Genomic DNA, 12,696 nt, shown 5'->3' with positions numbered 1-12,696 from the left:
TTTGTAAATATTCGTAATTTTTCCGGATATCTCCTTCAATAAAATACTCTTTTTCTCTTGCGTAAAGATTGTAAAGTTTTTCTATATAATCGTTTAAATCCAGTTTTTTTATCATTTAGCTTCCTTGAATTTTTTTATTTCAGCTCACCCCATCTTTTGGCAAAACTCATACCGACTTTCAAAGGAACTTTTAATTTAAAAGCGTTTTCCATAATTTTTTTATACTCTTCTGCCTCTTTTTTATTTTCGATTTCAAATATCAGTTCATCGTGAATTTGAAGAACCATTTTAGAATCAGGAAAAGCGTTTTTTATATCAATCATAGCTTTTTTAATAATATCAGCCGCACTTCCCTGAAAGATAGTATTTACGGCTTCCCTTTCGTAAGCGGCTATTGTTCTGGCGTTTGCGCTTGCGAAATTAAAAAATCTTCTTCTTTTTAAAAGCGTTTCTACAAATCCCTTTTCTCTTGCTTCTAATTTAGTTTTTTCTATAAAATCTTTAACGGTTGGAAATGAAGCGAAGTATTTTTCTATAAATTCTTTTGCCTCTTTTGTTGAGACGTTAATAGTTTCACTGAGTTTCTTAGGACCCATTCCGTAAATTAATCCGAAATTGATTGATTTTGCTATCGGGCGGTATTTTTGAGCCTCTTTTTCACCGAATATTTTCACAGCGGTTTCAAGATGGATGTCCTTATCGTTTAAAAACGCATTTATTAAATTTTCATCTTCGCTGAAATGTGCAAGAAGTCTCAGTTCTATCTGAGAATAATCAAGACTTACAAACAGTTTATCCGTAATAAAAGCGTTTCTAATATTGATTTCGGTGGAAGTGGGGATATTTTGAAGGTTTGGATTTTTGCTAGATAACCTTCCCGTAGCCGTTCCCGTTTGTAAAAAATTGGTATAAATTTTGTGGTTTTTGTCTTTTTTTGCGTATTCTTTTAATGGAATTACGTATGTTGAGAGAAGTTTATCGAGTTTTCTGTATTCAAGTAGTTTTGGCATAATAGGATGAGCGTTTTTTAAGGAATTTAATACTTTTTCATCCGTTGAGTAACCTGTTTTTGTTTTCTTTTTTGCGGGCAGTTTTAAAACTTCAAAAAGAATACGGCTTAGCTGTTTTGGTGATTTTATATTAAATTCCTGACCTGCCAAATCATATATTTCTTTTGTAAGGGTTTTTAATTTCTGAGTTAATTTTTCCTGTAAATTTTTCAGATATTCAATATCAACTTTTATGCCTTCTTTTTCCATATCGATTAAGATATTAATAAACGGCATTTCGATATTTTCATAATCCCATTTTACTTCTTCCCACAATCTGTTTTTTAGTTTTTCATATAATTTTAAAGTAATAATCGCATCTTCCGCAGCGTATTTTGCGGCTGTGGGGATGTCTATATCACCGAAATTTTGATTTTTTCCAACTACTTCTTTAAATTTTATATTTTGGTGGTTGAGATATCTTTTTGCTGTGCTGTCAAGTCCCACGGGGGAATCCGGGTCTAAAATCCATGCTATAATCATCGTATCGGCGTAAGGAGTGGGGGCTTTAATACCGTAGTCTCTTAGCATTTTATAATCAAATTTAAGATTATGCCCTATAACTTTTTTTTCAAGTATGTTTTTAATAGCTTTTAAAGCTGTTTTTTCATCTGTCTGTTTGCCAACACCTAAATAAAAATGGTTTATAGGAACATAATAGGCTCTATTTTTTTCAAAAGCAAAGCTAAATCCTACGATTTTAGGATTTTCAAGACTGTCAGTTTCCGTATCAAACGCTACTATGTTGTCTCCTATTTTATCTGTTATATCTAATAGCTCTTTTTCATTTTCTAAAACCACCGCTTCAAATTCTATCTGGGTGTTCGGTTCTTTTGTTTGTACAAAAAGGCCGTCTTTTTTTACTCTCTCAATTATAGAAGTAATATCTAAATCGATAAGTTTATCGGCGACTTTAAGTACCGGATTATATTCAGGGTATTTAAACTCTTCTAAGTTTACCTCATCAAAAAGGTCGGTTTTTAACGTTACGAGTTTTCTGCTTAAAAAAGCGTTTTCTTTTCCTTCTATAAGTCTTTTTTGAACGGCTCCTTTTATTTTGTCAATATTTTCGTAAATATTTTCAAGGGTGTGATATTCGTTTATAAGTTTTGCGGCGGTTTTTACTCCTATACCTTTCACTCCCGGAATATTGTCGCTGCTGTCTCCAACTAACGCCTGAAAATCCCTGAAATCTTTAGGATGTACTCCGAATTTTTCTTGACACTCTTTAATGCCTATTTCTTTTTTCTTAATCGGGTCAAAAATGACTATGTGCTTATTGTCTATTAACTGATACATATCTTTATCATGGCTTACTATTTTTACTTTTATGCCGTTTTGAGCCGCTTTTTTGGCAAGGCTTGCTATGATGTCGTCACTTTCATATCCGGGTATTTCTATCATTTTAAAACCCATCTCTTTTATTAATTCAATGGCAATGGGTAGCTGTGTTTTTAAGTCTTCCGGGGCTTCCGGGCGGTTTGCCTTATAAGCTTTAAAAATTTCTTTTCTGAATGTTTCTTTTTCTTTACTGTCCAGCGTAAATACCACATAATCCGTCGGAAAGTCTTTTCCAAGAGAAGCGATAAAGTTCATAAATCCTGTAATCATACCTGTTGGGACGCCTTTTTTGCTTTTTAGAGGAGGAAGTGCGTAAAAATTGCGAAATAAAAATCCAAAAGTGTCGATAATGGTAAGAGTTGGCATTTAAAACCTTTTTTTGTAAAATGTTATCATAATTTTTAAGGAGAGAGGTTGAACGTTAAAAAAATACTTAATGTAAAACATCCGGTAAGTCTGGTAAGATATGCAGGAGAAAGTGTTGGAGTTATAGATGAAAAAAATACTTTTAGAAAATATTCCATAATAGATTTTAAACTTCTTGGAGGATTTAAAATCAATCTTCCTCCAAACAAACCCCTTGAAAATTCCGTGGCTATTTCTCCAAGCGGAAACTATCTGGCAGTTGCCGTTACGGGAAAAAGAAAAACCACCGTTTGGGATATTAACAAAAAAAAACTCCTTCATACTTTAGGATGGCATAAAGGGGATGTTTTAAGTATATCTTTTGATTATGAAGATTCTTATATGCTAACAGGAGGGGCTGACGGAAGGGCTTATTTGTGGTCGGTTTCCCTCGGAAAAATGGTGGCGACTCTTCCTCCTCACCCTGATTATATTCTCTCAAGTGCCTTTAGCAGAAACAATCTGTGGGTGGCTACGGGCAGTTATGACAGGATGATATCCATTACCAATATATCTTCCCTTAATATATCCTACCGTAAAAAATCACACAGAGGTGCCGTAACCCAGCTTAAGTTTTTATCATCCGCTAAGATGATAAGCGGGGATAAGACGGGAGAACTTATTGTATGGGATTATGTTAAAGGAAATATTATCAAAAGACTTCAGGGGGTTGCCGATCAGGTAATAGATTTTACTTTTGACGAAAATGAAGAGTATATGTTTGTAATCACCAATGAAAAAAAAGTATATCTTTATGACCTTCGAGATTATGAGCTTATAAGCGATGAGTTTATAAAACTTAACGAGCTTCCAAGTTCTATTGATTACGTTCCTGAAAATAACACTCTTTGGATAGGAACTCTTGGGGGCAGTATTTACATTTTCGATATTTATGAAGACCAGGTCAAACTCAGTGAAGCTATATTAAAAAAAGATTTCGGACTTGCTTATGAGCTGGTTAAGAAAAATCCTTTTCTAAAAAGAACTGAATTATATAAAAAACTCGAAAATGACTGGGAAAGAACATTGGAAACGGCTTACCGGCTTATGGAAAAGGGAGAGTACGAGAAAGCAAAACAGCTTTTAAACCCTTATCTTAACATCCCTTCTAAAAGGGTTTTTATTCAAAATCTTCTTAGGGATTTTGCTGAGTTTGAAAAATTTAAAACAGCCGTAATAAAAAGAAAATATCCTCTTGCATATTCTCTTGCCAATCAGTATCCTTCGTTTAAAGACACCATTTATTACAAAAAAATGGAAGAAGACTGGACAAAAGTGTTTAATAAGGCAAAAGAACTTATAAAAATAAGAGGAAAAGAGGATGTTGTAAAACAGCTTCTTGCCCCTTTTAGGGGAGTTTCCCAAAAAACCCCTTTTATTCAGGCGCTCTTTAACGATAAACATCTTTATGATGTGGTAAAAGCTCTTCTTATAAAAAGGAAATTTGGCGATTTTTTTAAATTTTTGGAAAAATATCCTTTTTTGTATGGAACGTCTGAGTATAAACAGGCGATGGAGTATGCCAAAAGGTTATATGAAGGAGCTGAAGAAGCATTAAAAAAGGGAGATTACAAAAAAGCCCTTCTTTATGCTCAAATGCTTATAGAGTTTCCTGAATATAAAGATAAGGCTAAAGAAATAATAGAAAAAGTAAACGTAACTTCCAATTTTCTAAGGATTATGGCTTCAAAAAATTACGATATGATAGAAAAATTTGTAAATTCACATCCGTTTTTGGAAGAGAACGAAGATTATCAAAAACTGAAAGAAGAAATTCAGCGTAAATTTGCTTTGGCGGAAAAAGAGGCTCTTGAGGGTAACGTTAAAAATATTTCCACTGTTTTAGGAGATTTGATAAACAGCGAGATATACAAAAATAAAATTATTCAGATTATACGTTCGGCGTATTTGAACCAGCTTCTTAACGCTTTGAAATCAAAAGAGTTTGATAAAGTAAAAAAAGGCGTTAAAAATTATATAGCTTATTTTGGAACGGATAATGAAATAGAAGATATTATAAAAATAGGCAAGAAACTGGGAGTCGAATTTGATATTAATTCTTTTGAGCCTAGTAAAATTTTATCTCTTCACTCTCTTCCTCACCTTATTTGGGAGGAGGAGTAAATCCTCTTTTTTATTAACGTTTACGGCTTCTTTTTTTATAGAAAAAATTTTTTTGTTGATGCCAAAAATCTTTAAGGTTGTTTTATCGAAATTTTTAAGCATTGTATAATCATAAAACCCTATTAAAGGGTTTTCTTTAGCCACGGCTTTTTGTTTTAGAAGTTTTTTTAACGTTTTTTGAGAAACCAGGGGAGTGTCTATATTTATTACAAAAACTTTTTTATGTTTTTTTATTATTTCTTCAAGGGCGAAAAAAGGAGCGTAAGTTTTGGACTTTTCCAAAAAGAAAGGATATTTTTTAAATTTTTTTTCTTTTGCGACGAAATAAACGTTTTTAAATACTTTTTTGCATAAATCGTATTGATGTTTATAAAAAAGTTTTGATTTATCGCTTCCAAACCTGCTGGATTTTCCTCCCGCTAAAATAAAACATGGAATTTTACTTTTCATCTCTTTTAAATTCTCCAGATTTTCCTCCGGCTTTGTATTCAAGCCTTATATCCGTAATTTCCATTTCCCTGTCAATTGCCTTTGCCATATCGTAAATCGTTAAAAGTCCAACACTTACGGCACTCAGGGCTTCCATTTCTATACCTGTTTTTGAGGTTGTTTTGGCTGTTGCCGTTAATTTAAAACCTTCCTCCGTTTCTTCGATATCCACGTCAATTCCGTCTATTAAAATATTATGACACATAGGAATAAGTTCGCTTGTTTTTTTCCCGCCCATTATTGCCGCGATTATTGCCGTTTGAAGCACCGCTCCTTTTTTAGTCTTTTCTTCTAAAATCGCTTTTTTTGTCTCTTTTTTCATTTTTATTTTTCCGCTGGCGGTCGCTACTCTTTTTGTAATTTGTTTGTCTCCCACGTCAACCATTTTAGGATTGTGTTTTTCGTTTATATGCGTTAGTTTCATTTCTTTCCTTTTTGTAAAATTATAGCCATTTTTTAAGGTTAAAATGAAGCACGCTCCATAAAATACTGCCTACGATAAATCCTAAAATAAAAGGAAGTTTTAAAATATTTAAAACTATCATGGTAATTACAAGAGAGATAACAAGTGCTAAAATATCTTTTTTCAAAAAATACCCTTTTTTAAAATTATATATTATTTTGATAAAATATCACTAAAAAAGGAAAAGAAATGAAAAAACTTTTAAGTGCAGCGGTTATAGGTTCTTTTTTATTCGCCGGAAGCAGTACGGATGATATTAATAAAAAACTTGACCTGCTTCTTCAAAAAATAGAACAGCTTGAAAAAAAAGTTGATAAAAAAGACACAGAAATAGAACAGTTAAAAAAAGAGCTTAAAAAGCAGCAGACCGAAATGAAAAAACAAAAAGAAGAAACAAAAAAAGAGTTTGCAATTAAAAGCTGTAAAGGGATAAAGGTAGTTTCTTTGGAATACACATATCATGACGAGGTTATTCCTTATTATGATTTGACGGTTACTTTAAAAAACACTTATCCTCAGGAAGTGGTGTTAATCAGAGGTTCTTTATTTGCCGAAGATAAAGACGGAGTTAAAATTCTTCATGATTATATTTCAAGAAAGGTGGATTTAAAACCGGGAGAAGAGATTGTCATAAGAAAAAAACATCTGTTAAACTCAGAACTTGAAGAGTATTTAAAAGACGAAAAACCTGAAAATCTTAAACTTTATTTTGAACCTAGCAGGGTGGAGTTTAAAAACGGACACAGAGTGGAATGCGGAGGTTTTGGGGGTGTTTTCTAACACTCCGCATTTTTGTTTAATATTTTAAGCTCCCTGCAGCTAAAGCCCGCTTTTAGCCTGGCGGCGACGTTTAGGTCTTTTTTCTTCCAGTCTTTAAAGAATTTATCAACTATTTTGAAATACGTTTCAACAGGCTCTAAATTTTGTCTTTTACACTCCCATTTAAACCATTTGTCCCCTTTTTTAACATGGGGTATTTCTTCTTTTAAAATAACCAGAAGAGCCTTTATTGTTTCTTCGGCTAAAGGGTCTTTTATTTTTTTTAGCCTGTTTATTATCTTTTCGTTTGCATCAAGCCCTCCCGCTTCGTACCATCTTGGGATAATAGCCATACGGCTTAGCAAATCCTGCGTTTTCTGACTTGCTTCAAACAGCGAATTATGGACCGGGAAATCCCCGTATTTATATCCTGTTTTTTCAAGAAGGGTATTTATCATTTTAAAATGTCTAATCTCATCTTCGGCAACTTCCAGCCAGTCTAAGTAATATTCTTTCGGAAGATTTCTAAATCTGTAACAGGCATCAAGCGCCAGGTCAATGGCCGAATACTCTATATGAACGATTGCGTGAAGCAGTACGGCTTTTTTTTCGGGGGTTTCAAATCCCCTTCTTCTTGGAACTTTTGCCGGATGTACTATTTTGCAAAAAGAAGCGTAGCTGGGTTTGTTGAAAATTTTTGGTTTTTTATCGGAATTAAACGAAAATTTGTCCAAATTTTGATAAAAATCATAAAACATTTCAAATTTTTGTGGTATATTATCGCAGGTGATTATTTGTTCGAGTGTTTCATAAAACATAGCGAACCTTTATTGTTTGTTTGAGATTATATCAAAAGGTATTTGAATGTTAAAAGATAAATTTGAAAGAGTTATAGACTATATCAGGGTTTCGGTTACAAGCAGATGTAATTTCAGGTGTCTTTACTGTATGCCAAACACTCCTTTTGAGTGGGAGCCAAAAGAGAATATTTTGAGTTATGAAGAGATGTTTGAGTTTTTGCGTCTTGCCATTGACGAGGGGGTTAAAAAAATCCGTCTGACGGGGGGAGAGCCTCTTTTAAGGAAGGATTTGGATATTTTTATAAGTATGCTTTATAATTATAAACCGTCTCTTGACCTCGCCCTTACCACAAACGGGTATTATCTTAAAGAGTATGCGAAGAAATTAAAAAAAGCCGGGCTTAAAAGGGTAAACGTCTCTCTTGATTCTCTAAATCCTCAAACGGCGGCTAAAATAGCCCAGAAAGATGTGTTAAAAAAAGTTTTGGAAGGGATTGACGAGGCATTAAAAGTCGGTCTTGGGGTAAAACTTAATACCGTTGTTATGGGCGGTATAAACGACGGTGAAATTTTGGACCTGCTTGATTTTGCCAAAAATAAAGGCCTAACGATAAGATTTATAGAGTTTATGGAAAACGAAAGGGCGTATCCTGGTATAAAGAGTGTTAGAAGCGATAAGATTTTGGAAAAAATAGCTTCAAGATATAAATTTAAAGAACTGCCAAAGGACAACAGCGCAAGCAGGTATTTTCAAACGGATGAAGGGTATGTTTTTGGAATTATAGAGCCTCACAGTGAAGATTTCTGTAAAAGCTGCAACAGAATCCGTTTAACCGCGGAGGGGTATTTAATTCCCTGTCTTTTTTTTACGGAGAGTTACAATATCAAAGAAGCTATAAGAAACAGGGATATTAAAAAGGCTGCCGAAATATTAAAAGAAGTGGTAAAAAACAAACCGGAAAAAAACGATTGGCAGGAAGATGAGGTTTCTACAAGAGCGTTTTGGGAGACCGGAGGGTAGGTATGAGGGAGATACAAAAGGCCGCCGAAGAGATAAAAAGTTCTAAGTATATTCTGATAACCGCGGGAGCGGGTATGGGAGTTGACAGCGGACTTCCCGATTTTAGGGGAAACGAAGGTTTTTGGAGAGCCTATCCTATTGCCAAAAAACTGGGTCTTAATTTTCAGGCCCTTGCCAATCCTAAATGGTTTGAGATAAACCCCAAACTCGCATGGGCTTTTTACGGACACCGTCTGAAAATGTACAGGGAAACCCGGCCGCACGAAGGGTTTAAAATACTTTTAAACCTTCCTCAGGAAAAATTTGTATTTACTTCAAACGTTGACGGACATTTTCAAAAAGCCGGATTTAGCGAAATGAAAATAGTCGAAATACATGGAAGCATTCATTATCTTCAGTGTACCCTGCCGTGTCATAACGGTGTTTGGGAAAATACCGAACATATTGAAATAGATATGGAGAAATTTGAAGCTAAAAATTTTCCTTACTGTAAAAGATGTAAAAATATAGCAAGACCTAATATTCTTATGTTCGGGGATTTCAGGTTTGTGGAAAAAAGAGTAAATCTTCAGCTTGCCAGATTTGAATATTTTTTAAGCAGAATAGACGATAAAATAACGGTTATAGAAATAGGAGCGGGTAAAGCTGTGCCTACCGTCAGGATGATGAGTGAAAAAATAAGGCAGCAGTTTAACGCCACTCTTATAAGAATAAATCCTCTTGAAGCGGAAGGTGCCGATATATCGATTTATAAAGGAGCGCTTGAGGCTTTAAAGGAAATTAATTCTTATTTGTGGTAAAATTTTGAAAAAAGGATTATTATGAAAAAGTTTTTATTTTTCGGATTAAGTATTGCTCTACTCGGTGCTTTTAACATAAAAAGCGGTAAAAATTACGTATGCGAAAGCGAAGGGATTTCTTTTGAGGATAAAAACCAGACAAGAAACATTCCCAATACTCCTGAAACCCGGGCTCTTTTAAAACAGACGTTAAAAGATTTTTACACTATCAACCTTGCAAAAGACCAAAACGGCACTATTACCGTTAAAGTGGGCAAAATAGAAGAAAAAATGTTTTATCAAAAAAAATGGAGAGGGTATGAACAGTATGTAAATGCCGATTCAAGCGCCGTTTTGATGCCTGATAAAAACGAAAGTACCAACAACGTAGTTCTTGTTTTACCACAGGACAGACTTATGATTTTTTATAAATGTAAGTAGTTTTAAAGAGCTTTTATGAAAGTTCTTCTGGTTGAAGACGATTTTGATTTAAACGAAACCGTAAAAGAGTATCTGGAAAATTTTTATGAGGTGGAATTCGTTTTTGACGGTGAAGAGGCCGTAAACAGGGCTTATGAAACACATCCGGATATTATTGTTTTGGATGTAAAACTTCCTAAAAAAAACGGATTTGAAGCGGCTGAAGAGATAAGAAAATTTTCAAAAGCCCCTATAATTTTTTTAACTTCCCTTGACGGCGAAAAAGACGTTGAAAAAGGTTTTTTAAGCGGAGGTGATGATTATATTAAAAAGCCTTTTTCCCTAAAAGAGCTCAGGCTTAGAATTGATGTAATTTTAAAAAGGGTTTATGGAGACAGTAAAAAAGTTAAAATAAAGGATTTTGAATTTGATTTAGAGAGTTTTGAGCTTTATAAAGACGGAAAAGTTATACATTTAAAACCAAAAGTTGCCGAACTTTTAAAATTTTTTATTCAAAACAAAAATAAAATCGTTAGTAAAGAAGAAATTTTTGATTATCTTTACGATTTTGAAGAACCAAACGAAGCTTCCCTTAGAACATTTGTAAACAGTTTAAGAGCTGTTTTGGGAAAAGATGCAATTGTTACCGTAAAAAACAGGGGATATAAATTTGTCGGCTGAAAAAACAGCCTTAAAAAGATTTTTAGCTTTATATTTAATTTCAACGGTTCTGTTGGTGGGGATAGGGGAGTGGTTTTATTATAAACTTGCAAAAGAAGAGATTATTCAAAAAGAAAAATTTGTTTTAAAAAATCAAATAAACGAATTTTTAAATAAAAATCCTTATTTAATGAGAGCGATAAGGGGCAATTCCTTTAATATTCCGGAAGGTATGAAAGTTTTGGTTTATATTAATGATAATCTTGTTTTTTCAAATTCTTCCCTTTTGGATTTAAAAGAAGAGTATCTGGAAAGAAAAGGATGGAGAAAAATAAAAATAATAGCCACAAAAGAGTTTCCTTATGAAAAATTAAATGGAATTTTAAAAAGACTGTTGATTTTTAATCTCTTTTTTTTACTTTTTTTAGTTACTGTTTCTGTTTTTCTTGGAAAAATTTTTTTGGCTCCTTTAAAAGAGGTTATAAGACATTTAGAAAATTTTATAAGAGACGCAACTCATGAAATGAACACTCCTTTGAGCGTTATTTTGACAAATATTGAGCTTTTAGATGAAAAGAGCAGACCTATAAAAAGAATAAAAAACGCAGCCCTTAGGCTTAATAAGATTTTTGAAGACTTAAAATATGTAAGACTTTACCATAAAAAAAGAAAAAAAGAGATAAAAAGGATTGAATTAAAAGAATTTTTACAACAGAGGATAGCACTTTTTGAAAGTATTGTTGAAAATAAAAATCTGTTTATCGAAATTGATGCGGATGAAGTCTGTTTGGAAATAGACAGGGAAGATTTAATTAGACTTTTTGACAATCTTCTCTCAAACGCTTTTAAATACGCTCCTAAAAACTCCGCTGTTAAAATAACTCTTGATAAAAAGTCTTTTTGTATAACAAATGAGGGAGAAATAAAAAACATAAATAAACTGACTCATAAGTTTTACAGGGAAAATGAAAGCGAAGGCGGTTTCGGGCTTGGGCTTTATATTGTAAAAACAATAGCTGATGAATATTCGTTTAAACTTAAAATCGAAAATAAAAATAAAAAGGTTAATATCTGTTTATATTTCGTTTAACTTCCTTTTTTATAATTTTAAAAATAAAAAAAGGAGGTTGTTATGAAAAAAGTTATCTTTGTTTTGCTTGCGGTTGCAGCGTTGTTCGGATTTAATTCAATTTCTGCTAAGGATTCCGGAGTTATAAGAGGTAAAGTTGTAAAAGCGTATGTGCAAAGAGGATATGGAAGAAGAGGTGCTCCTTGGCTTTTTATGGATGTAAAAACAAAAGATAAAGTTTATCATGTAGGTATTGCCCCTAGCTTTGTAATTCCTAATTTACCTGTTAATGAAGGAGATGAGGTGGAAGTTAGAGGATTTACACCGCCTTATTGGCCAAATGACACTGTTAAAGCATGGGATATATACGATGTGACTCAAAAAAAAGATTACCCTATAGCCGGATATGGAAGAGGTTCCGGATGGAGATGGAGATAAAATTATTGTTATTAAAGCGAATTTAAAAAATCTTTAAGTATTTTTCCATGGTCGAATACTATTTCGTTCCATGGAATTTCCTCAAGTTTTACCACATAAGCTTCTTTTGTGTCATCACCGGCTTTTGGCATATCAAAAGCACTGCATACAAAAACACAGCTTGCGGTGTGAAGTCTCGGGTCCCTCGAAGGGTCTGAATAGACTCCTAAAAGTTTTTCGATATTAACTTCAAGGGATGTTTCTTCTTTCATTTCACGTTTTAAGGCATCTTCCACCATCTCACCATAATCCACAAACCCTCCGGGCAGTGCAAAGCCAAGGGGAGGGTTTTTTCTTTTTATGAGAACGATTCCTTCAAAATCAGGTTTAAATATTTTAATAATTCCGTCAACCGTTAAAAAAGGGGTGGGTCTTACCCATTCGGGAATGTTTAATTTTTTTGCTTCTTCACAAATTCTCATAATCCGGCTTCTTTTAGTGCTTCTGCCTGATAGTGAGCAATGAGAGGGTCGATTATTTCGTCAAAAAGCCCTTCGCTCATAATCTGTTCAAGTCTGTATAAAGTCAGTCCGATTCTATGGTCTGTAATTCTGTTTTGAGGGTAGTTGTATGTTCTAATTCTTTCACTTCTATCTCCGCTTCCGACCTGGCTTTTTCTCGCTTCTCCTATTTTTGCGAGTCTTTCGCTCTCAAGTTTTTCGTAAACTCTGGCTTTTAATATTTGCATTGCTTTTTCTTTGTTTCTCTGCTGACTTCTTTCATCCTGCATCGATACGGTAATTCCTGTTGGAATATGGGTCATTCTGACGGCACTTTCGGTTTTATTTACGTGCTGACCTCCGGCACCTCCGGCTCTCATAACCTCTATTTTGATATCTT

At 33.6% G+C, this 12,696-nt stretch carries 15 protein-coding genes; 8 read left to right on the top strand and 7 right to left on the bottom strand.

From position 1 onward, the window contains the following. Positions 1–134: 134 nt before the first annotated feature. Positions 135–2,756 (bottom strand): DNA polymerase I, encoded by a 2,622-nt coding sequence (gene polA / locus ACXJH6_RS03170; protein WP_456470322.1) that lies wholly within the window; start codon positions 2,754–2,756, stop codon positions 135–137. A 48-nt stretch (positions 2,757–2,804) separates the two neighbouring features. On the opposite strand from polA, the gene ACXJH6_RS03165 reads away from it, so the two are divergent. Next, positions 2,805–4,919 (top strand): WD40 repeat domain-containing protein, encoded by a 2,115-nt coding sequence (locus ACXJH6_RS03165; RefSeq protein WP_456470321.1) that lies wholly within the window; start codon positions 2,805–2,807, stop codon positions 4,917–4,919. Here ACXJH6_RS03165 and ACXJH6_RS03160 read toward each other — a convergent pair. The 3 genes from ACXJH6_RS03160 to ACXJH6_RS03150 are packed head-to-tail and all read right to left on the bottom strand — an operon-like array spanning position 4,875 to position 5,998. Further along, entirely contained in the window at positions 4,875–5,369 is a 495-nt protein-coding gene (locus tag ACXJH6_RS03160) for an NTP transferase domain-containing protein (protein WP_456470320.1), read from the bottom strand. The two genes, ACXJH6_RS03165 and ACXJH6_RS03160, sit on opposite strands and share 45 nt — an antisense overlap. Beyond that, positions 5,359–5,832: a cyclic pyranopterin monophosphate synthase MoaC gene (gene moaC, locus ACXJH6_RS03155; RefSeq protein WP_456470319.1), complete on the bottom strand. Its 474-nt coding sequence runs from the start codon at positions 5,830–5,832 to the stop codon at positions 5,359–5,361. The genes ACXJH6_RS03160 and moaC overlap by 11 nt, the downstream gene beginning before the upstream one ends. A gap of 19 nt (positions 5,833–5,851) precedes the next feature. Further along, positions 5,852–5,998 (bottom strand): hypothetical protein, encoded by a 147-nt coding sequence (locus tag ACXJH6_RS03150; RefSeq protein WP_456470318.1) that lies wholly within the window; start codon positions 5,996–5,998, stop codon positions 5,852–5,854. 62 nt (positions 5,999–6,060) lie between these two features. Here ACXJH6_RS03150 and ACXJH6_RS03145 point away from each other — a divergent pair, with 62 nt between their 5' ends. Continuing rightward, positions 6,061–6,651: a hypothetical protein gene (locus ACXJH6_RS03145; protein ID WP_456470317.1), complete on the top strand. Its 591-nt coding sequence runs from the start codon at positions 6,061–6,063 to the stop codon at positions 6,649–6,651. On the opposite strand, the gene ACXJH6_RS03140 is transcribed toward ACXJH6_RS03145, so the two are convergent. Beyond that, a complete protein-coding gene (locus tag ACXJH6_RS03140) occupies positions 6,648–7,448 on the bottom strand; it encodes a ferritin-like domain-containing protein (protein ID WP_456470316.1) in 801 nt (266 codons plus the stop codon). The genes ACXJH6_RS03145 and ACXJH6_RS03140 overlap by 4 nt on opposite strands. 46 nt (positions 7,449–7,494) lie before the next feature. Between ACXJH6_RS03140 and moaA the strand changes: the two genes are divergently transcribed. From moaA to ACXJH6_RS03110, 6 genes are read left to right on the top strand one after another with little or no spacing between them, the layout of a single operon-like run. Then, on the top strand, positions 7,495–8,451 hold the full coding sequence (gene moaA, locus ACXJH6_RS03135) for a GTP 3',8-cyclase MoaA (RefSeq protein ID WP_456470315.1): 957 nt from the start codon (positions 7,495–7,497) through the stop codon (positions 8,449–8,451). A 2-nt stretch (positions 8,452–8,453) separates the two neighbouring features. Further along, positions 8,454–9,251, top strand: a complete 798-nt coding sequence (locus tag ACXJH6_RS03130) for an SIR2 family NAD-dependent protein deacylase (RefSeq protein ID WP_456470314.1) — start codon at positions 8,454–8,456, stop codon at positions 9,249–9,251. A 21-nt stretch (positions 9,252–9,272) separates the two neighbouring features. Continuing rightward, positions 9,273–9,671, top strand: a complete 399-nt coding sequence (locus ACXJH6_RS03125) for a hypothetical protein (RefSeq protein WP_456470313.1) — start codon at positions 9,273–9,275, stop codon at positions 9,669–9,671. 15 nt (positions 9,672–9,686) lie between these two features. Beyond that, positions 9,687–10,331, top strand: a complete 645-nt coding sequence (locus ACXJH6_RS03120) for a response regulator transcription factor (protein ID WP_456470312.1) — start codon at positions 9,687–9,689, stop codon at positions 10,329–10,331. Then, the gene (locus ACXJH6_RS03115) at positions 10,321–11,400 is read left to right on the top strand and encodes a sensor histidine kinase (RefSeq protein WP_456470311.1); all 1,080 of its coding nucleotides are present in this window, start codon (positions 10,321–10,323) and stop codon (positions 11,398–11,400) included. The genes ACXJH6_RS03120 and ACXJH6_RS03115 overlap by 11 nt, the downstream gene beginning before the upstream one ends. A 42-nt stretch (positions 11,401–11,442) precedes the next feature. Then, positions 11,443–11,817 carry a hypothetical protein gene (locus ACXJH6_RS03110; protein WP_456470310.1) on the top strand — a complete coding sequence of 125 codons (375 nt, stop codon included), beginning with the start codon at positions 11,443–11,445 and terminating at the stop codon, positions 11,815–11,817. Between the two features lie 11 nt (positions 11,818–11,828). Here the strand turns inward: ACXJH6_RS03110 and ACXJH6_RS03105 are convergent, their stop codons facing one another. Both ACXJH6_RS03105 and ACXJH6_RS03100 read right to left on the bottom strand, forming a co-directional pair. Beyond that, on the bottom strand, positions 11,829–12,278 hold the full coding sequence (locus tag ACXJH6_RS03105; RefSeq protein ID WP_456470309.1) for an NUDIX domain-containing protein: 450 nt from the start codon (positions 12,276–12,278) through the stop codon (positions 11,829–11,831). Further along, the coding region (locus ACXJH6_RS03100; protein ID WP_456470308.1) for a peptide chain release factor-like protein at positions 12,275–12,696 on the bottom strand (422 nt) is incomplete at its 5' end. The genes ACXJH6_RS03100 and ACXJH6_RS03105, both read right to left, overlap by 4 nt.

The organism is Caminibacter sp. (genome assembly GCF_053999135.1).
Note: the sequence above shows the minus strand (reverse complement) of the source record. Positions and strands in the feature narration are given on the sequence as shown.